The sequence below is a fragment of the Streptomyces sp. NPDC021562 genome (assembly GCF_040640875.1).
In the GTDB taxonomy this organism is placed as follows: Bacteria; Actinomycetota; Actinomycetes; order Streptomycetales; family Streptomycetaceae; genus Streptomyces.
The window spans coordinates 251,130-270,759 of record NZ_JBFACN010000012.1 but is presented as its reverse complement, the minus strand read 5'-3'; the positions used below and the strand labels follow the sequence as shown (position 1 = coordinate 270,759).

Below are 19,630 nucleotides of genomic sequence, written 5' to 3'. Positions count from 1 at the left end.
TCCAGAGTCTGGGTTTCCTGGCGTGTCAGCCGTTGCGGGCGGTCTCTGGGCCGGTGACGCGTCTGAGCAGGGGTAGAGTCGAGGCGATGATGCCCAGCGAGGCGACGAGGCCGAGAGTGACGAGCGCGTAGTACGCCGCGCCCGGTGACACCAGGTCGTAGCGCATCTGCGATTTCAGGAACAGGGCAGAGGCGGCGAAGGCCGTACCGATCGAGATCGCGGCCACGGCCAGCAGCGGCAGTGTGCTCTCCAGGCCGATCACCCGTTGCAGCACTCCCAGCGGCGCACCGGTGAGCCGCAGCAGTGCGAACGGGCGTCGGCGATCCGACAGGCCCGCCACCACGCTCACCGCCAGGCTGCACCCTGCGATCGGCAGCGTGGTCAGCAGCACCACGTCGGCCAGTTGCCGCCAACCGGCCAGCTCCTGCTGCAAGTCGGTGCCCCAGTCGCCCACCGTTTGGGCCTGGTGGTGCGGATAGGCGGTGGTGAGCAGCGTCCGAACGCGTTCCATGGCGGCTGTCGACCCGTCGGTGGCCACGTAGACCAGTTGTACGGGCAGCTTGGCGACGGCTGCGGTACTGATTGCGGCGGCGGGCCACGGCAGGCTCGGGTGCGACTGCAGGCTGACGAAGGCGTAGAAGTCGACGGCCGTGACGCTCGCGCCGGCCGGGCAGCGGCCCACCATGGGAGTCCCCGCCAGGTCGGAGCAGGTCACCAGGGCCGGCGCGTCCAGGGGCGGATCGCCCGGGTGGACTCTCCGATGCACCACCTTGCCGATGCCGTCGGGGTTGGCGTGGACGACGGCCACGCCTCGCACGCCCGGGATCGCCCGGACCTCGGTGAGCAGCCGTGTCGGGATGGCCCCGGCCAGTGGCGCCTCGCCGTCGCCGCCGGCCTCCACCACGGTCCGGGTCTGCCGGTCGCCGCCCAGCGTGCCGCGGTAGTCGTTGATGGTGCCGATGATGCTGACGGTCGCGGTGGTCACGAACAGGGCCAGGACGAGGCCGCTGACCGCGCGGAAGCCGGCCTTCGGGTCGTCGGCGAGCCGCCGCACAGCGATCAGGGCCGCCGGGCGTCGGGTGCGCCGGGCGACGACCCGGGCAGCGGTCATGGTCAGCCACGGCCCGGCGATCACCAGGCCCAGCATCACGACCAGGAAGCCGGGAAGGTAGGCCGCCGTCTGGCCGTTCCCGGTCGCCGGGCGATGACCGACGAAGACGAAGTACGCCAGTTCGGCCAGTCCCGCCAGCAGCGGGATCAGCCGCCAGGCGCGCGGCGGCCGCGGAGTCACCCGGCGGGTCACGCCGAGCGGGGAGACGGTGACCCGGCGCAGGGCGAGGCGCGCCGCGATCGCCGCCGCGACCGGCACGCCGACGACGACGCCGAGGGCCTGCGGGGCGCTGAGCGTCAGATCCGACAGGAAGAACCGCTGCTGCCCGGTGAGCGGAAGGGTGGCGACCAGCGGGCGCAGCGCGGCGTAGAGCCCGAAGCCGACCACCGTCCCGGCGGCCGCCGCCAGCGCGGACTCGACCGCCGAGAGCAGCGACACCTGCCGGGGGGTGGCGCCGACCAGCCGCATCGCCGCGTACCGCTGTTCGCGCGTGGCGGCGGACAGCCGGGTCGCGGTGGCGATGAAGATCACCACCGGGAAGATCAGTGCCCCGGCCACCACGGAGGAGATGAGCGTCAGCGCGTCGCCGCGCACCGCGTGGTCCCAGCACGCGGTGTCACAGGGGGAGGGCCGGCTGGTGGCGATGGTGGTGACCGCTCTCGCTCCTGGGGCGCCCTTGATCTGGGCGGGGGTACGGCCGATGACGGCGATCAGCGAGTCCGGGGAGGCCAGAGCGGCGTCGCCGATCGTGCCGGTGAGCCGGCCGGGGAAGCGGTCGCCCAGCTGGTCGGCCGGGGTGGCGCGGATCAGCCTGGCCAGTGCGGGAGAGGCGTAGTACTCGCCGGGCGCGGGAAGGTGCGTCAGACCGGGCGGGACAGGCGAGGTCGGGCCGGTCGCGGCGACGTCGACCTCGGTGAGGGACTTCCCGTCGTAGTAGTCGCCGTGCGGCCGCCACCACAGCGGGTCCGCCGAGGCCCGCTCGGTACGGCTCGCGGCGCCGGTGTCGAGCCAGACCTGCCGCTGGTTCGTCCGCTCGACGGCGTTCATGCTGGCGAAGGTCGACAGCAGCAGCCCGACGCCGATGGCGACCGCGGCGGCGATCATGGCCAGCCGGGCGAGCGCCTCTCGGCCGCCGCTGACCGCGAGGCGGACGGCGAAGGCGATCACGAGGCCATCCGTCCGGTCGTGAGCAGGCTGGACCTGCCGTCCCGGACCATGGCCTTCTGGTCGGCGTACGCGGCGACGCGGGGTTCGTGGGTCACCAGGACGACGGCGGTGCCCTCCTCGTGGGCCGCGTCCACCATCAGCTCCATCACCTGCTCGCCGGTCAGCGAGTCCAGCGCCCCGGTCGGCTCGTCGGCGAACAGCACCTTCGGCCGGGACACCAGGCCGCGGGCCAGCGCCACCCGCTGCGCCTGACCTCCCGACAACTCCCCGGAGCGGCGCCGCTCCAGGCCGTCCAGGCCCAGCCGGGCGAACCAGGGCCGGGCCTCGGCGAGGGCAGCCGCCCGGCGCTTGCCGGAGAACAGCAGCGGCAGGGCGACGTTCTCCTCGGCGGTCAGCTCGGGGACGAGCTGACCGAACTGGAAGACGAACCCGAAGACGTCGCGGCGCAGCGCGCTGCGATCCGCCTCGTTCATGGTGTCGATGCGGCGTCCGTCGAAGTGCACCTCGCCGGAGTCCGGGGTGAGGATGCCTGCCAGACAGTGCAGCAGGGTGGACTTCCCCGAGCCGCTCGGGCCCATCACGGCGAACACCTCGCCGGCCTCCACGGCCAGGTCGGCACCGCGCAGCGCGGGGGTCTCGCCGAAGGACAGGGTGAGAGCGCGGGCCTCTATGAGGGCGGTCATGGACGCACCTCCTCGGCGAGCGCGTCCATCCGGGCCGCGGTCACCTCGATCCAGTGCAGGTCGGCCTCCAGGTGGAACAGGCCGTGGTCGGCGAGCAGGGCGTCCACGAGCGTGCCGGTGCGGCGCAGCTGGGTCAGTTCGTGCATCCGCTCCAGGTGGGCGGCCCGCTGGGTGTCGAGGTACTGCTGGGCGTCCCGGCCGAGCATCAGGGCCAGCACCACCTTGGTGAACAGCACGGTCTGCAGATTGGGCTCGGGGGCGACCGGCTCGGTGAGCCAGGTCTCGAACTCCGTCGCCCCGGCCTCGGTGATCACGTAGCGCTTGCGCTCGGGGCCGACCCCGGGCTCCGCCTCGCCGGCCATGATCTTCCCGTCCCGCGCCAGCCGGCCGAGCGTTGTGTAGACCTGCCCGTACGGCAGCGGCTTGCCGCGGTTGAAGAAGGTGTCGTAGTCGCGCTTGAGGTCGTAGCCGTGGCTCGGCTCTCGCTCCAACAGCCCCAACAGGGTGAGAGGAACACTCATGCGAGGAACATACACCGGGGATATACTCTGAGTGTATATCTGCTGAGAGTTTTCTGGTCCTCCGTGCGCCTCGGCGTCACCGCGCCACTGAGGTGACGCACTCCTCCCCCTTGGTGTCCCCCGCCGGGCGGAAGCAGGTGTGGATCGTGGTTCCGGGGGTGGTCGCCGTCATCGGGGTGTAGACGAACGCGTCCGCGTCGGCGGCCGTTCTGATCTCGGCGCCGTGCACCCGGCCGGTCGCCGTCACCTCCAGCCGGTCACCGACCCGCGTTCCCCACATCCGCGCCCAACTCGTCCCGCACTCCTTGCTGTAGCGCACCTCCAGCCAGGCGTCGCCGGCCGTGTGACGGGTGGCCAGCGTGACGGGGGAGGCCGCGCATCGCATGGCCATCGGGTTCCGGCCCTCGCAGGTCGCGGCCCGGCAGCGCGGGGCGGACGACGCGGGGTCCTGGTGCGGGGGCGCCTCGGCGGAGGCGCGCGAGGTGCCGTCGGCGCCCGGCCGCAGCAGCGCGGCCGCCACCGCCACCGCGCCGACCGCCACGGCACACACGGACGCCAGTACCGCCACGGTGACGACACTGCGGTGTCCGGCGAGCCGGGCGGCGGGGGCAGGCGCCGCGGTGGGCGACGCGGTGGGCGACGCGCCCGTGGCCGGGGGCCGTGGTGTCGCCGCAGGAGCAGGCGCAGCCGCCTCCTTCGCCCGGCCGCTCCACTCCGACTCGGCGATCTCCCACAGCGCCAGACAGCGCCCGTCCGGTTCGCCGGCCAGTCGGCACAGTTCCCGGACCGCCTCGCGCGGGGGCAGGGACTTGCCGTTGAGATAGCGCTCCCAGGACGACTTGCTGAACGCCGTCTTGGTCGCCAGGGCCGCCAGGCTCAGGCCGGTGCGGGCTCTCAGCTCCCTCAGCGAGGCGGCCAGCCGGGTCCGCTCCGGGGTCATCCCCGCAGCGCCTTCCAGGTACGCGGGCCCACGATGCCGTCGCCGATCAGCCCCGCCCGTTTCTGGAACCGCACCACCGCGCCCCGCGTCAGCGGGCCGAACATGCCGTCGATGCCGCCCGGCGAGACACCCGCCCGGCGCAGCAGACACTGCACCTCCACGACGTCCGGCCCCGACTGGCCGTACCCCACGGTGGCGTCCAGGGTCCGGCTGTTGCCCGCGTACCAGGCGCCGTCGACCCGTTGCAGACGGCAGCTGTACGAGGGTGGCGAGGCCGGTGCCGACGCGGCGAGCGGAGCCGTCCGCGCCGTCCGGTCGGTGTCGGCGCCGGAGCGGCCGGTGAACCACGACGTCACCAGGAGGGCCGTCGACACCGCGAGCACCAGGGCCACCACCCCGGCCGCGAGCGCGATCCGCAACGACCGCACGGAGAGCCGTATCTCAGCGGCGGGACGCGGCTCCGCCTCGGGCCCGGCATCGGATTCGGGCTGGGCCTCGGGTGGCGGTGCTGGTGCCGGTGTTCCGGCGGCCGGTGCGGCGGGGCGCCCGCGGTCCTTGCCGTGCTCCCAGACCTCCGCCGCCACCTCGCGCAGGGTCAGCAGGCGGGTCGGATCGTCCCCGCCGATCCGGGCCAGTGCCGCCACGGCCTCCGCGGGCGGCAGGGACCGTCCGCCCAGATACCGTTCCCACGACTTGGCGCTGTACCCCGTCCGCGCGGCGAGCTGCCGTACGCTCAGCCCGCTGTGGTCCTTCAGCCGGCGCAGACGCACCACCAACTGCCGCACGCGCGGATCCAGTTCAGCGGGCAGTTCTTTCCAGCGCGACATGTCCCCCCCGGATGCGGTCCCGAACCGTGGTCAGCGGCCCCCGCTTCCGACGCATTCTGCATGAGCATGGCCACCCCTGTAAGGCCGTCCCGCCACTCCGTCCCGGGGGAGGGTGTCGGCGCAGCTCAGAGGGGGTGACGTCCCAGCAGGCCGCCACTTCGCCGGCGGCCGTGGCGGGGCCGGCCGGGCGGCCCGCACCGTGGTGGCGGCACCGGCCCGCCGAACGGATCGGATGCCGACCACGACCTGAAAGAGGAACGCATGCGACCGAACGTTCTGACCCGGACCCTCGTCGGCGTCACCGCCGTCGCCGGCCTCGCCGCCGGATCCCTGGCGACCGCCGGCACCAGCTTCGCCGCGCCGGTCTCGCAGCCCGCGGTGAGCGCGCGGGCCGCCACCCTGGCCTCCTACGAGAACTTCGGCCTGACCACCGCCGAGGCCAAGAACGTGCAGAACTTCCTGGCGGAGTACTGGGGCTACACCGACAGCATCGACGGCCAGCTCGGCCCCAACAGCTGGAAGGCGTTCCAGCGCTGCCTCAAGCAGTACTGGGGCTACACGGGTGCCATCGACGGCGACCCCGGCACCAACACGATCAAGGCGCTCCAGCGCCTGCTGAAGGCCGACTACGGCTACACCGGTGACATCGACGGCGTCGCCGGCTCGGGCACCCGCGCCGCCTTCAAGCGCTTCGCCGCCTGACAGCCGTCACCCCCGCACCATCCGTCGCGCGGACGGTGCGGGGGTGGGGCGTGGTGGGGCGCGCGCTCAGAGCCGCTCGGGCGTCCGGATGCCCAGCAGGGACATGCCCTGGTGGAGGGTGCGGGCCGTCATGTCGCACAGGAAGAGGCGGTTCTCCACCTGCGCGGGGGTGTCGGCCTTGAGGACCGGGCACTTGTCGTAGAACGACGTGTACAGCGAGGCCAGTTGGTACAGGTACGCGGCCAGCTTGTGCGGGGCGTACTCCGCCGCCGCCTCGAAGACCGTGTCGCCGAACGCGTCCACGTGCAGGCCCAGCGCCCGCTCCGCCGCGTGCAGCGCCAGCTCCGGGTGGGCGGCGGGGCGGACCTCCCCGGCCTTGCGGAGGATCGACTGGATCCGGGCGTACGCGTACTGGAGGTAGACGGACGTGTCGCCGTTCAGCGAGACCATCTGGTCCAGGTCGAACTTGTAGTCCCGGTTGGCGGAGGTCGACAGGTCGGCGTACTTCACCGCGCCGATGCCGACCTGCTGCGCCCGCTCCTGGATCTCGTCCTCGGTGAGGTCCTGCGCCTTCTCCCGGACGACCTGGGCGGCCCGCTGCACCGCCTCGTCCAGCAGGTCCTCCAGCCGTACGGTCTCACCCGCACGGGTCTTGAACGGCTTGCCGTCCGCGCCCAGCACCGTGCCGTAGCCCATGTTGTGCGCGGTGACGTCGTCGGTGAGCCAGCCCGCCCGCCGGGCCGTCTCGAAGACCATCTTGAAGTGCAGGGACTGCCGCACGTCCACGACGTAGATGAGGGACGTGGCGTGCAGGTCCTGGACCCGGTTGCGGATCGCCGTCAGGTCCGAGGCCGCGTAGCCGAAGCCGCCGTCCGCCTTCTGCACGATCAGCGGGACCGGCTGGTCGTCCTTGCCCCGGATGTCGTCGAAGAAGACGACCAGCGCGCCCTCGGAACGGACCGCCACGCCCATCTCCTCCAGGAGCCGGGCCGTCTCGGGCATGCCGTCGTTGTACGCCGACTCGCCGACGATCTCGTCGTCCCGGACCTCCATGTCCAGCTTCTCGAAGACCGAGTAGAAGTAGACCTTCGACTCGTCCACGAACCGCTGCCACAGGTCGAGGGTCTCCTTGTCGCCGGACTGGAGGGCGACCACCCGCTTGCGGGCCCGCTCCTTGAACTCCTCGTCCGTGTCGAAGACCGCCCGGGACGCCTTGTAGACCCTGTTCAGGTTCGACATGGCCTGCTCGCCGTCCGTGTCGGTCTCCGCGGACAGCTGGTCCGGGTTCTCGATCAGGTACTGGATGAGCATGCCGAACTGGGTGCCCCAGTCGCCGATGTGGTGCCGGCCGATCGTCTTCTCGCCGGTGAAGTCGAGCATGCCGCGCAGGGCGTCGCCGATCACCGCGGACCGCAGGTGGCCGACGTGCATCTCCTTGGCGACGTTCGGCTGGGCGTAGTCGATGACCGTGACGCCGGGGGCCGCCTTCGGCGGGACGCCGAGGCGGTCGCCGTCCGCGTACCGGGCGGCGAGGTTCTCGGTGATCGCCCGGTCGGAGAGGGTGATGTTCAGGAAGCCGGGGCCGGAGACCTCGACGTCCTGGATCAGGGCCGCACCGGTGGGGATGCGGGAGACGACCTGTGCGGCCAGGTCGCGGGGGTTGGCCTTGGCCTTCTTGGCGAGGGCGAGGATGCCGTTCGCCTGGTAGTCGGCCCGGTCGCTGCGTCGCAGCAGGGGGTCGACTGCGTCGGCTTCCGGGAGGGCGGAAGCGAGCGCGTCGGTGAGCTGCTGGTTGACGGAGTCGCTGAGGGACGTGACCGAGGCCATGGGGTAGGAGCCGTTCTCCTCGTGGGTGCGGGTAGACGGGTCCAGTATTTCACGGGGGGTAAAGGGGTTTTTGCGGCTACGGGGAGGGCGGGGGCGGTGCGCGGCCGGGTGCGGGTGCGTCGGGGCCGGTCGCGCAGTTCCCCGCGCCCCCAAGCAGCGGCTGCGCCGCCGAGGGGGCCGGGGGTGAGGCAACCCCGTGGTCCTTACGGGGCTCTTGGATTATGGCGTTTTCATGGAAGGCGTGGTCCCTGGGACAATGGGGGCCGTCAGCCGTGCGACCGTACCGGCTGTGCCGTGTCTGAAAGAAGGACGTGCCGATCGTGGCTCAGAGCACCGAGACCACCGACTGGGTCTCCCGTTTCGCGGATGAGGTCATCGAGGAGTCGGAGCGTCGGGCCCCGGGCAAACCGGTCGTCGTCGCGTCCGGGCTGTCCCCGTCGGGACCGATCCACCTCGGGAACCTCCGCGAGGTCATGACCCCGCACCTCGTCGCCGACGAGGTCAGGCGGCGCGGGTACCAGGTGCGGCACCTGATCTCCTGGGACGACTACGACCGCTACCGCAAGGTGCCGGCCGGCATCGCCGGGGTCGACGAGAGCTGGGCCGAGCACATCGGCAAGCCACTCACCTCCGTGCCCGCCCCGCAGGGGTCCGCGTACCCGAACTGGGCCGAGCACTTCAAGGCCGCGATGATCGAGTCGCTGGCCGAGCTGGGCGTGGAGTTCGACGGGATCAGCCAGACGGCGCAGTACACCTCGGGCGTCTACCGCGAGCAGATCCTGCACGCCATGAAGCACCGCGGTGACATCGACGCGATCCTCGCGCAGTACCGGACCAAGCCGAAGACCGGCAAGAAGCCCCAGCAGAAGGCCGTCGACGAGGCCGAGCTGGAGGCCGAGGAGGGCTCGGGCGCGGCCGCCGAGGACGACGGCTCCTCCGGCTCCGCCGGGTACTTCCCGTACAAGCCGTACTGCGGCGGCTGCGGCAAGGACCTGACCACCGTCACCGCCTACGACGACGACACCACCGAGCTGACCTACACCTGCACCGCGTGCGGCTTCTCCGAGACCGTCCGGCTCAGCGAGTTCAACCGCGGCAAGCTGGTCTGGAAGGTCGACTGGCCGATGCGCTGGGCCTACGAGGGCGTCGTCTTCGAGCCGAGCGGCGTCGACCACTCGTCGCCCGGGTCCAGCTTCCAGGTGGGCGGCCAGATCGTCGGGATCTTCGGCGGGCAGCAGCCCATCGGGCCCATGTACGCCTTCGTCGGCATCAGCGGCATGGCGAAGATGTCCTCGTCCCGCGGCGGGGTGCCCACCCCGGCCGACGCCCTGAAGATCATGGAGCCGCAGATCCTGCGCTGGCTCTACGCCCGCCGCCGGCCCAACCAGTCCTTCAAGATCGCCTTCGACCAGGAGATCCAGCGGCTCTACGACGAGTGGGACAAGCTGGACGCGAAGGTCGCCGACGGGTCCGCGCTGCCCGGTGACATCGCCGCGCACTCGCGCGCCGTGCGGACGGCCGGGGGCGAGCTGCCGCGGACGCCCAGGCCGCTGCCGTACCGGACGCTCGCCTCCGTCGCCGACATCACCGCCGGGCACGAGGACCAGGCGCTGCGCATCCTCGGCGAGCTGGACCCGGATCAGCCGCTGGACTCGCTGGACGAGGTGCGGCCCCGGCTCGACAAGGCCGAGGCCTGGATCAACACCCAGGTACCGGCCGACCAGCGGACCATCGTCCGCGAGGAGCCGGACACCGAGCTCCTGAAGTCCCTCGACGAGGCCTCCCAGCAGTCCGTACGCCTGCTGCTCGACGGGCTCGCCGAGCACTGGTCGCTCGACGGGCTCACCCACCTCGTGTACGGCGTGCCCAAGGTGCAGGCCGGGTTCTCCGCGGACGCGACGCCGAAGGAACTGCCCCCGGAGATCAAGACCGCCCAGCGTTCGTTCTTCGCGCTGCTGTACCACCTGCTGGTGGGGCGTGACACCGGGCCGCGGCTGCCCACCCTGCTGCTCGCGGTCGGGCAGGACCGGGTACGGCACCTGCTCGGAGCCTAGGCCGGCATGAGGAAGGGGCCCTCCCGCCGGGGAGGGCCCCTTCCTCATGCCGTGGTGCGGCCTACGCGATGTGGTCGTCCTGCAGTTCCGCCGTGTGGCGGTTCGTGAAGCGGTTGACCATGCGGTCGGCCTCGCGCTGCGGGAGCGTGGTGCCGAAGGTGGCCTCCACGTCGCCCCTGAACTGGCTGGAGCTGGGGTAGCCGCCGTCGATCGACTTCTTGAAGACCAGGTAGTAGTCCTCCTCGGTCGGCTCGGTGCCGCCGCCCTCGCCGAGCTCACGGGTGCGGCCCGGGCCGGAGGGGATGGGGAAGCTTCCGGTCGTCTCCGAGGGCGACTCCTCGGGGCCGGGCCGCTGCTCCTGGGGCTGCTGCTCCTGGCGGAACCGTTCCTGGGCGAGCTGCTCCTGCTGGTACTGCTCCTGCCGGTACTGGTCCTGCTGGTACCGGTCCTGCTGGTGCTGCTGCTGTTCGTACTGCCAGGCGGCGTACTCCTCCTCGGTGTACTGCGGCTCGTAGGGCGGCTCGTACGTCGGGTCGTAGCCGCCGTGGTACTCGATCTGCTGGGGATCCCTGGCGTGCAGCCAGGGGTTCACCTCGGGATCGGGCTCCGGCTCCGGTTCCGGCGCCTGTTCCGGCGCGGGTGCCGGTGCCGGGACCAGCGCGGCGCGCTGCCGGCCCTGGGGTGCCTCCGGGGCCTGGCCCTGGGCCCGGGTGGGGGCGGGGGCCGTCGCCGGGGCCGGGAGGAGCACCGGGATCTCGATGCCCGCCGCGGCCAGGCCCTCCGGGGCGGTGTCCGCCAGGGGGACGCCGTAGCGGGCCAGGCGCAGCGGCATCAGGGACTCCACCGGGGCCTTGCGGCGCCAGGCGCGGCCGAAGCGGGAGCGGAGCCTCGCCTGGTAGACGAGACGTTCCTGCTCCAGCTTGATGACCTGGTCGTAGGAGCGCAGCTCCCACAGCTTCATGCGGCGCCACAGCAGGAACGTGGGGACCGGGGAGAGCAGCCAGCGGGTGAGGCGGACCCCCTCCATGTGCTTGTCCGCGGTGATGTCGGCGATCCGGCCGATCGCGTGCCGGGCCGCCTCGACGGCCACCACGAACAGGATCGGGATGACCGCGTGCATGCCCACGCCCAGCGGGTCCGGCCAGGCCGCCGCGCCGTTGAAGGCGATCGTCGCGATGGTCAGCAGCCAGGCCGTCTGCCGCAGCAGCGGGAAGGGGATGCGGATCCAGGTCAGCAACAGGTCCAGGGCGAGCAGGACGCAGATGCCCGCGTCGATGCCGATCGGGAAGACATACGCGAAGTTCCCGAAGCCCTTCTTGATGGCCAGCTCACGGACGGCGGCGTACGAACCGGCGAAGCCGATGCCGGCGATGATCATCGCGCCGGTCACGACCACGCCGATGAGAACGCGGTGCATCCGGGTCAGCTGCATTGGCGCGGCCACCGGTACTCCCCTCCCCTTGCGTGTTGGTGCGCGCAACAGGGTGGCACATGTGTGCGGCGAACGTGGTGCCGGTCAGCTCTTCTTGGCTGACGACTTGGAGGGCGAGGCGGAGGCGGAGGGGGACTTCGAGGGTGTCGCGGAGGCCTTCCCCGAGGGGGTCGCGGAGGGCGAACTCGCGGGCGCGGAACCGCCGTTGGCGGTCGAAACCGACGCCACCGCGTCCTTCGCGGCCTGCACCGCGGCCTTCGTGAGCGTGTCGGCGTCCGGTGTCTTCTCACCGGCGAGACCCGCGCCGTTGTAGTCGACGGTGACGACCACGTTCGCGACGCGTGCCACGACCGTCTGCTGCTTGAAGGCGCCTTCCTTCTTCTTCAGGTCGTATCGGACCGCGGTGGCCTGGTCGCCGGCCCCGCTCACCGGCTCCGACTTGGTGTTCTTGGCGCCCGCCACGGACTGGGCCTCCCGCACCTGGCTGGTGTAGTAGGCCTCCGCCTGCTGGTCGCCGCTGCCCCGGCCGGCGTCCGAGTCGAAGCGCAGGAAGGAGACGTTCAGCCAGCGGAACTGGGAGCCCTTCACGCCGTTGTTGTCCAGGCTGCTCCAGGAGCAACTGCCGCGCGTGGCCACGTCGTCCGAGGCGCCTTCCTTGCCCGACTTCACGCCCTGCGGCACGAGCGAGGTGAGCGTCTGCTTCGACAGCACCGCGCACGGCTCGGGCAGCTTCTGGTACTTGGCCGCCTGGACGGTCGGCGAGGCGGCCGTGGCACCGGCGGGCGCGGTGGCGGTGTTCGTGGAGCCGCCGCCGGTGCCCTGTGCCGCGTCGCCCGAGCCGGAGGAGGAGCAGGCCGACGCGAACAGCGCCACGGCGGGGACGGCGGCCGCGCAGACGAGGGAGCGGCGCAGGCGCCCGGCCCGTCGCTCTGCGTTCCGTTCGTTCCGGGCGCGCTGGTCGTCTCGCGGGACTGCTACTCGCTGCATGGTTCCTTCACTCTTACGTTCGGGGTTCCTGCGGTCGGATCGGGTCCGAGGGGCCACGGTACGCGGTGAGGAAGCTGTGCGGTTTTGGTTCACGGGCTTTGCGGGCGCGGTGCGCGGGGCGTGTCCGGGGCGTCAGCCGTTGAGGGCCTCGGCCAGTTGCGCGGCCAGTTTCTGCGCCCTGTCCTGCATTTCCTTGCTGTCCGGGACCGTTCCGGTGGCCATCGGCTGCTCCTCGTACTCGATGGTCACCACGACGTTGGACGTGCGGAACACCACAGTCACCGTCCGCTGTTCGGCCGTCGAACCGGAGCCGCTGAGCTGGTCGTCGAGGTACGCCTGGTCGCCGAGGTCGGTGAGGACGCGGGGCTGGATGTCGGCCGAGGCCGTGGACGCGGAGGCGGACGCCGAGGTGGCGCTCGCGGGGTCGACGGAGGCGGAGGACGACGGGGCCGACGACGACGGGGCGGACGAAGAAGGGGCGGGGGACGCGGACGTCGAGTCGGACGGGGACGGCGACTCCGACGCGGTCGGGGGCGCCGACTCGGGGATGTCGGCCGCCGTCTCCAGCTGCGTGTAGATGGTCTGCGCCTCGTTGTCGTCGCTGACCGCGTTGTCGTACGACACCACGCGCTCGAAGTCGACGGACAGCCGGTCCGTGGCGTCGGCGGACTCGACCTTCCAGCGGCAGCCGACCTTGCGGTCGGTGTCGTAGGTGAGGGTGGCGTCACCCTGGTACGCCTTGTCGCGCTGGTCCGCGTCGGCGATCTGGGTGATGCCGGGGAGCAGGGAGTCCAGGGTGTCGTGGCTGACCGCGCCGCAGGGCTCGGGCAGGGTGCGGTACTTGCCCGGCTGGGCGGCGACGGTGGAGGTGCCCGTGTCCGCGTTCTTGTCGGTGGTGTCGTCCCCGCCGCCGGAACCGCTCGTGCAGCCGGCCAGCAGCGCCGCGAGAAGGGCGGCGGTGCCGGTTACGTACGCCTTCCGCTGCACGGTCAGGCTCCTTTCCGTTCACTGGGTCGCTCGGTCCTGCACCCGTGCCCCCACCGGTTAATCGCTTGCCGCAGTGGGGCGGCCCCTGAAGACAATGTGTATCGCACGCACTGCCGTGAACGCCGGTCCCTTGTCCGATTTCAGCGACCTAGGCGATGCATTTGCGTTTCAAGTCATTTATTCGTTCTGTCCTTTTTGTTGTGCTGTTCGCGGGGGAATGAGGAAGTCATGTCGTACGTGGAGATGCCGGGCGCGAAGGTGCCGATCCGGATGTGGACCGACCCGGCGACCGTCGAGGAGGTGGCGCTCCAGCAGCTGCGCAACGTCGCGACCCTGCCGTGGATCAAGGGCCTCGCGGTGATGCCGGACGTCCACTACGGGAAGGGCGCGACGGTCGGGTCGGTCATCGCGATGCGCGGGGCGGTGTGCCCGGCGGCGGTCGGCGTCGACATCGGCTGCGGCATGTCGGCGGTCCGGACGTCCCTCACGGCGAACGACCTGCCGGGCGACCTGTCCCGGCTGCGCTCGAAGATCGAGCAGGCGATTCCGGTGGGCCGGGGGATGCATGCGGATCCGGTGGAGCCGGGGGAGTTCCACGGTCTGGCGACGACCGGGTGGGGGGAGTTCTGGGGGCGGTTCGGCGGGGTGGCGGACGCGGTCAAGTTCCGTGCGGAGCGGGCGCGTCAGCAGATGGGAACGCTGGGCGGCGGAAATCATTTCATCGAGGTTTGCACTGATTCGGCCGGTTCTGTGTGGCTCATGCTGCACTCCGGTTCCCGCAACATCGGCAAGGAGCTCGCCGAGCACCACATCGGTGTGGCCCAGAAACTTCCGCACAACCAGGGCCTGGTCGACCGCGACCTCGCCGTCTTCGTCGCGGACACCCCGCAGATGACCGCGTACGAGCACGATCTCTACTGGGCCCAGGAGTACGCGAAGCACAACCGGTCGATCATGATGGCCCTCCTCAAGGACGTGGTCCGCAAGGAGTTCAAGAAGGCCAGGGTCACCTTCGAACCCGAGGTGAGCTGCCATCACAACTACGTGAGCCGCGAGCGGTACGACGGCGTGGACCTGCTCGTGACCCGTAAGGGGGCGATCCGGGCCGGATCCGGCGAGTACGGGATCATCCCGGGCTCGATGGGCACGGGTTCGTACATCGTGAAGGGGCTCGGGAACGAACTGTCCTTCAACTCCGCCTCGCACGGGGCCGGTCGGCGCATGAGCCGGAACGCGGCCAAGCGGCGCTTCTCGACGAGGGACCTGGAGGAGCAGACCCGGGGCGTGGAGTGCCGCAAGGACTCCGGCGTCGTGGACGAGATCCCGGGCGCCTACAAGTCGATCGACCAGGTCATCGACCAGCAGCGGGACCTGGTGGAGGTCGTGGCCAAGCTCAAGCAGGTCGTCTGCGTGAAGGGCTGACCGCGCGGTCCGTCACTTCGCGTGGCGGACCGCGTAGATCATGACGAACGCGAGGAAGTGGATGCCGAAGAGGAAGTAGGCCAGGAAGTACCAGACCTGGCGTTCGTCCTTCGTCTCCTGGGCCAGGCGGGCCTGTTCCAGGGACTTCTCCAGGTTCTCCAGGGCCTGCGCGGGGGCGTCCTCCGGGGGCGTGGCTTCCGGGGTCACAGCTCTCGGTGGACCTTGGTGTTCGAGGCCTGGGCGCGGGGGCGCAGGACCAGGAGGTCCACGTTGACGTGGCTCGGGCGGGTCACCGTCCAGGCGATGGTGTCGGCCACGTCGTCCGCGGTCAGGGGCTCGGCGACGCCCTGGTAGACCTTCGCCGCCTTCTCCGCGTCGCCGCCGAAGCGGGTCAGCGCGAACTCGTCCGTCTTGACCATGCCCGGAGCGATCTCGATGACCCGGACCGGCTTGCCGACGATCTCCAGCCGGAGCGTCTCCGCGAGGACGTGGGCGCCGTGCTTGGCGGCGACGTAACCGCCGCCGCCCTCGTAGGTGCCGTGGCCCGCGGTGGAGGAGACGATCACCACCGTGCCGTCGCCGCTCGCCTCCAGCTTGGGCAGCAGGGCCTGGGTGACGTTGAGCGTGCCGATGACGTTCGTCTCGTACATCGTGCGCCAGTCGGCCGGGTCGCCGGTGGCCACCGGGTCGGCGCCGAGGGCGCCGCCGGCGTTGTTCACGAGGACGGCGATCGACGTGAACGCGGTGGCGAACTCGTCGACGGCCGCGCGGTCCGTCACGTCCAGGGGGTAGGCCGTGGCCTCGTGCCCCGCCTCCGTGAGCTCCTTGGCCAGGGCCTCGATGCGGTCCTCGCGGCGGGCGGTGAGGACGACGCGGTAGCCGGCGGCGGCGAGGCTGCGGGCGGTCGCGGCGCCGATTCCGCTGCTCGCGCCGGTGACTACCGCGATGCGGGACGGGGCCATGGGGTGCTCCTCGGCGAGGGTGCGTGTGCGGGTTGTTGGGGGTGAGTCTAGGCGCCGTGCAGATCGAGGCAGCGGGCGGATGCGGGTCGGTGGGGGCCGTTCGCGCAGTTCCCCGCGCCCCTGAAGGGGCGCTCAGCTGGCGTCAGTGGCCTCGTGGGGCCCACATGATGACCGCCATTCCGGTCAGGCAGATCGCCGCTCCCGTGATGTCCCAGCGGTCCGGGCGGTAGCCGTCCGCCGCCATGCCCCACAGGATCGAGCCCGCGACGAAGATTCCGCCGTACGCCGCCAGGATGCGGCCGAAGTGGGCGTCCGGCTGGAACGTGGCGACGAAGCCGTAGGCGCCCAGGGAGATGATGCCGCCGGCGATCCAGAGCCAGCCGCGGTGTTCCCGTACGCCCTGCCAGACCAGCCAGGCGCCGCCGATCTCGAAGACGGCGGCGACGACGAACAGGGCGGCGGAGCGGAGGATCAGCATGGCAGCAGCCTGCCACTTCGCGGCCCTGTCACCTCATGGAGGGCGCCTGCGGCGGGGGCCGGGTGCCGGTGCCGGCGACCGGGGACCCGTACGCGTTCTGACCCGGCCGCTCAGCTGTACATCTGGTTCCTGAGGCTCGTGATCCGCCGGGCCTCCGCCAGCTTCTCCGCTCCCTGGAACCTGCTCAGGTGGGCGGCCATCGCGATCGGGTCCTGGACCGAGAGCAGGAACTCGGCCATCTCCTCGTTCCTGACCACTTCGCGGAACTCTGCCTCGGTCAGCGCGACGATTCCCTCCGCCGTGGAGTCCCTGCGCTCGACCGCGACGATGTCGTAGGGCGCGCCCTGTCTCGAGATCCAGCCGAACTCGCTCTGGGACCCCTTCATCAGGTACTTCCGCTTGATCCGGATGGTGAGCAGGTAGCCGAACCGGGCTTCCGTCGCGAACTGGAGGGCCGTCGTGGGATTCGTGGAGAACTCGATCAGCTGTGCGGTGTTGTCGTTGCGATGCTGGCTCGTGTACTCGTAGACGTGCGTCGGGTCGGGGCGGGTGGCGTTCTCGTCGGGCTGCCTGAGAATCGCCGGGAAGCTGACGAACGAGCCGCGGATGATCTCCTTCTGGAGATGCATCCGCTGCGTGGGCGTCACGCCGCGCTTCAGGATGACTTCCTCTTCGCTGTCCTCGGGCAGCTGCGCGATGTGATCCTCGATGCTGGCGTCCGCCGCCTTGCTCTCCAGCGCGAGCCGCCGTCCGCCCTGGGGCGCCTCCGAGGACTCCCCTTCCTCCGGCATCCGCTGGACGGGTCCGTGCGAGTCGTTCGCCGCCGCACGCGGGGCGGCGAGGGAGGGGGCGGTCGCCTGGCCCGCGGCGTAGGCGCTGCCGTCCCGCTCGGCCGCCTGTTCGGAGTCCTGCCTCGGGTCGGTGATGGTGACGCCGGCGCCGTTGCTGTTGCCGGTCTCGGGCAGCCCCTTGAGGTTCTTGTCGACGTGGCTGAGTTCGTGGCCGATCAGCTTGTCGTCGCCCGCGGTGCCGGCGGAGAGGAAGATGTGGTTGCCGACGGTCATGGCCTGGGCGCCCATCGCGGCCGTGGCACGCTGGGCGACCGCGTCGCGGTGGACGCGGGTCGAGGAGAGCCGGTCGTTCTGGTAGAAGGCCCCGGCCTTCGCCACGACCGACGAGGGCAGTGACTCGCTCGACGAGCTCATGGCAGCGGCCAGCAGGGCGCTCTGCCCTTCCGGGCTGGTGTCGTGCACCTCGCTGTGGCCGTGCTCGTCCTCGGTGCGCGCGACGGTGCTGCCCGGTGCGGAGCGCTGGACCGGCGGCTGCGACGACCGGTGCCCGCATGCCGGGCCGTGCTGGTGCCGGTCCTGTGCGCCCGGGTGTCCGGACCGCCGCAGCATCTCGACGACCGCCTGGTTACCGGCGCGGCTCTGCTCGGCGAGCATCCGCTGCACCGTCGTTCCGGCGGTCGTCGGGATCGCTCTCGGTCGTTGCGGTGCCCGCCGTTGCCCGGTCGTGGTGTTCTCGTCGCGGGCGAGTCCCATGTGTTCCTTCCTCCGGCGGTCAAGGCGAATCAAACCCTCACCCTCACACGAGGAAGGTCCGCGTTCCCAGGGATGCGGGGGCAGACTTGCGGCCCTATCGGGCAGAGGGCGTGGGGAATAGGTGGCGATGGGGTCTCGTTCTCCGGGTATAGTTGAATCGTAAACAACCTGGAGGGTGAGCGAGCATGCAGTTCGGGATCTTCACGGTCGGCGACGTCACGCCGGACCCCACCACGGGACGGGCGCCGACCGAGCGGGAGCGCATCAAGGCGATGGTCGCGATCGCGCTGAAGGCCGAGGAGGTCGGGCTCGACGTCTTCGCGACCGGTGAGCACCACAACCCGCCGTTCGTGCCGTCGTCGCCGACCACCATGCTCGGTTACATCGCCGCGCGCACGGAGAAGCTGGTCCTCTCCACCTCCACCACCCTCATCACCACCAACGACCCGGTGAAGATCGCCGAGGACTTCGCGATGCTCCAGCACCTGGCCGACGGCCGGGTGGACCTGATGATGGGCCGCGGCAACACCGGGCCGGTCTACCCCTGGTTCGGGCAGGACATCCGCGAGGGCATCAACCTCGCCATCGAGAACTACGCCCTGCTGCGCCGGCTGTGGCGCGAGGACGTCGTCGACTGGGAGGGCAAGTTCCGCACGCCGCTGCAGGGCTTCACCTCCACCCCGCGGCCGATGGACGACGTGCCGCCGTTCGTCTGGCACGGCTCGATCCGCTCGCCCGAGATAGCCGAGCAGGCCGCGTACTACGGCGACGGCTTCTTCCACAACAACATCTTCTGGCCCGCCGACCACACCAAGCGGATGGTCGAGTTCTACCGGACGCGGTTCGCGCACTACGGGCACGGCACGCCCGAGCAGGCGATCGTCGGCCTCGGCGGCCAGGTGTTCATGCGGAAGAACTCGCAGGACGCGGTGCGCGAGTTCCGGCCGTACTTCGACAACGCGCCGGTCTACGGCCACGGGCCCTCCCTGGAGGACTTCACCGACCAGACCCCGCTCACGGTGGGCTCGCCGCAGCAGGTGATCGAGAAGACGCTGGCCTTCCGCGAGTACGCCGGCGACTACCAGCGCCAGCTGTTCCTGATGGACCACGCGGGACTGCCGCTCAAGACGGTCCTGGAGCAGCTCGACATGCTCGGCGAGGAGGTCGTCCCGGTCCTGCGCGAGGAGTTCGCGAAGGGCCGCCCGGCGGACGTCCCCGAGGCACCCACCCACGCGTCGCTCGTCGCCGCCGCCACCACGGCGGTCGCGGAGAAGGAGGAGGTCCAGGCATGAAGCTCGTCGTCGTCTCGGCGGGGCTGAGCGTGCCCTCGTCCACCCGGCTGCTGGCCGACCGGCTGGCCGCCGCGGTGGGCCGGGCCCCGGCCGGCGCCGGAGTGGAGGTCGAGCTCGTGGAGCTGCGCGACCTCGCGGTGGAGATCGCGCACAACTTCACCAACGGGTTCCCGGGGCGCAAGCTGGCGGCCGCCCTGGCGGCGGTGACCGAGGCGGACGGCCTGATCGCCGTGACCCCGGTGTTCACGGCGTCGTACAGCGGACTGTTCAAGTCGTTCTTCGACGTGCTCGACAAGGAGGCGCTGGTCGGCAAGCCGGTGCTGATCGCGGCGACCGGCGGCACGGCCCGGCACTCGCTGGTCCTGGAGCACGCGCTGCGGCCGATGTTCGCCTACCTGCGGGCCGTGGTCGTGCCGACGGGCGTCTACGCGGCGTCCGAGGACTGGGGCGCGGAGGGCCTGGAGGGCCGGGTCGAGCGGGCGGCGGGGGAGCTGGCGGCGCTGATGTCCGGGCTGTCGGGGGTCACGCCCCGCAAGCCGGACGCCGGCCTGCCGGTGGTGCCGTTCGCGGAGCAGCTGGCGAGGCTGGCCGCCGGCTGACGGGGCCAGGGGCGCGGGGGCCCGCGTGACCGGCCCCCACGCGCCCGAAGCGGAAACGCCACGCGGGTTCCGTTGTGACGGTGAGAGGCAGGTAA

18 protein-coding genes are annotated in these 19,630 nt (G+C 71.3%); 5 read left to right on the top strand and 13 right to left on the bottom strand.

Annotation, left to right across the window (positions count from 1 at the left end):
• Positions 1-25 precede the first annotated feature (25 nt).
• The 5 genes from AB0G52_RS20955 to AB0G52_RS20935 form a co-directional block, all read right to left on the bottom strand.
• Positions 26-2,278, bottom strand: a complete 2,253-nt coding sequence (locus tag AB0G52_RS20955; RefSeq protein WP_361337777.1) for an FtsX-like permease family protein — start codon at positions 2,276-2,278, stop codon at positions 26-28.
• Positions 2,275-2,961 (bottom strand): ABC transporter ATP-binding protein, encoded by a 687-nt coding sequence (locus AB0G52_RS20950; RefSeq protein WP_132890406.1) that lies wholly within the window; start codon positions 2,959-2,961, stop codon positions 2,275-2,277. The genes AB0G52_RS20955 and AB0G52_RS20950 overlap by 4 nt, the downstream gene beginning before the upstream one ends.
• The gene (locus tag AB0G52_RS20945; protein WP_132890405.1) at positions 2,958-3,482 is read right to left on the bottom strand and encodes a PadR family transcriptional regulator; all 525 of its coding nucleotides are present in this window, start codon (positions 3,480-3,482) and stop codon (positions 2,958-2,960) included. The genes AB0G52_RS20950 and AB0G52_RS20945 overlap by 4 nt, the downstream gene beginning before the upstream one ends.
• Before the next feature lie 76 nt (positions 3,483-3,558).
• Complete coding sequence (locus AB0G52_RS20940; protein ID WP_132890404.1) at positions 3,559-4,422, bottom strand: XRE family transcriptional regulator; 864 nt, start codon at positions 4,420-4,422, stop codon at positions 3,559-3,561.
• Positions 4,419-5,249: a peptidoglycan-binding protein gene (locus tag AB0G52_RS20935; RefSeq protein ID WP_361337774.1), complete on the bottom strand. Its 831-nt coding sequence runs from the start codon at positions 5,247-5,249 to the stop codon at positions 4,419-4,421. Before AB0G52_RS20935 ends, AB0G52_RS20940 begins: the two co-directional genes overlap by 4 nt.
• Positions 5,250-5,510: 261 nt before the next feature.
• Here AB0G52_RS20935 and AB0G52_RS20930 point away from each other — a divergent pair, with 261 nt between their 5' ends.
• Positions 5,511-5,951, top strand: coding sequence for a peptidoglycan-binding domain-containing protein (locus AB0G52_RS20930; RefSeq protein WP_132890402.1), 441 nt, complete (start codon positions 5,511-5,513; stop codon positions 5,949-5,951).
• 66 nt (positions 5,952-6,017) lie between these two features.
• Here the strand turns inward: AB0G52_RS20930 and argS are convergent, their stop codons facing one another.
• Entirely contained in the window at positions 6,018-7,778 is a 1,761-nt protein-coding gene (argS, locus tag AB0G52_RS20925) for an arginine--tRNA ligase (protein ID WP_361337772.1), read from the bottom strand.
• 311 nt (positions 7,779-8,089) lie between these two features.
• On the opposite strand from argS, the gene lysS reads away from it, so the two are divergent.
• Complete coding sequence (gene lysS, locus AB0G52_RS20920; RefSeq protein ID WP_361337770.1) at positions 8,090-9,832, top strand: lysine--tRNA ligase; 1,743 nt, start codon at positions 8,090-8,092, stop codon at positions 9,830-9,832.
• Between the two features lie 61 nt (positions 9,833-9,893).
• Here lysS and AB0G52_RS20915 read toward each other — a convergent pair whose 3' ends face one another.
• From AB0G52_RS20915 to AB0G52_RS20905, 3 genes are all read right to left on the bottom strand, one after another.
• Positions 9,894-11,249: a DUF2637 domain-containing protein gene (locus AB0G52_RS20915; protein ID WP_361337816.1), complete on the bottom strand. Its 1,356-nt coding sequence runs from the start codon at positions 11,247-11,249 to the stop codon at positions 9,894-9,896.
• Positions 11,250-11,348: 99 nt separating this feature from the next.
• Positions 11,349-12,251, bottom strand: a complete 903-nt coding sequence (locus tag AB0G52_RS20910; protein ID WP_361337769.1) for a DUF3558 domain-containing protein — start codon at positions 12,249-12,251, stop codon at positions 11,349-11,351.
• 132 nt (positions 12,252-12,383) lie between these two features.
• Positions 12,384-13,238 (bottom strand): DUF3558 domain-containing protein, encoded by an 855-nt coding sequence (locus tag AB0G52_RS20905; RefSeq protein ID WP_361337768.1) that lies wholly within the window; start codon positions 13,236-13,238, stop codon positions 12,384-12,386.
• A gap of 228 nt (positions 13,239-13,466) precedes the next feature.
• On the opposite strand from AB0G52_RS20905, the gene AB0G52_RS20900 reads away from it, so the two are divergent.
• Entirely contained in the window at positions 13,467-14,660 is a 1,194-nt protein-coding gene (locus AB0G52_RS20900) for an RtcB family protein (RefSeq protein WP_132890396.1), read from the top strand.
• Between the two features lie 12 nt (positions 14,661-14,672).
• Here the strand turns inward: AB0G52_RS20900 and AB0G52_RS20895 are convergent, their stop codons facing one another.
• The 4 genes from AB0G52_RS20895 to AB0G52_RS20880 all read right to left on the bottom strand — a co-directional run bounded on the left by AB0G52_RS20895 (position 14,673) and on the right by AB0G52_RS20880 (position 17,644).
• On the bottom strand, positions 14,673-14,867 hold the full coding sequence (locus AB0G52_RS20895) for a hypothetical protein (protein ID WP_132890395.1): 195 nt from the start codon (positions 14,865-14,867) through the stop codon (positions 14,673-14,675).
• Entirely contained in the window at positions 14,864-15,622 is a 759-nt protein-coding gene (locus tag AB0G52_RS20890) for an SDR family oxidoreductase (RefSeq protein WP_132890394.1), read from the bottom strand. The genes AB0G52_RS20895 and AB0G52_RS20890 overlap by 4 nt, the downstream gene beginning before the upstream one ends.
• Before the next feature lie 142 nt (positions 15,623-15,764).
• Complete coding sequence (locus AB0G52_RS20885) at positions 15,765-16,100, bottom strand: YnfA family protein (protein WP_132890393.1); 336 nt, start codon at positions 16,098-16,100, stop codon at positions 15,765-15,767.
• 110 nt (positions 16,101-16,210) lie between these two features.
• On the bottom strand, positions 16,211-17,644 hold the full coding sequence (locus tag AB0G52_RS20880) for a DUF4157 domain-containing protein (RefSeq protein ID WP_132890392.1): 1,434 nt from the start codon (positions 17,642-17,644) through the stop codon (positions 16,211-16,213).
• 185 nt (positions 17,645-17,829) lie between these two features.
• Between AB0G52_RS20880 and AB0G52_RS20875 the strand changes: the two genes are divergently transcribed.
• The gene (locus tag AB0G52_RS20875) at positions 17,830-18,936 is read left to right on the top strand and encodes an LLM class flavin-dependent oxidoreductase (RefSeq protein WP_132890391.1); all 1,107 of its coding nucleotides are present in this window, start codon (positions 17,830-17,832) and stop codon (positions 18,934-18,936) included.
• Positions 18,933-19,535 (top strand): FMN reductase, encoded by a 603-nt coding sequence (locus AB0G52_RS20870; RefSeq protein ID WP_132890390.1) that lies wholly within the window; start codon positions 18,933-18,935, stop codon positions 19,533-19,535. Before AB0G52_RS20875 ends, AB0G52_RS20870 begins: the two co-directional genes overlap by 4 nt.
• Positions 19,536-19,630 lie beyond the last annotated feature (95 nt).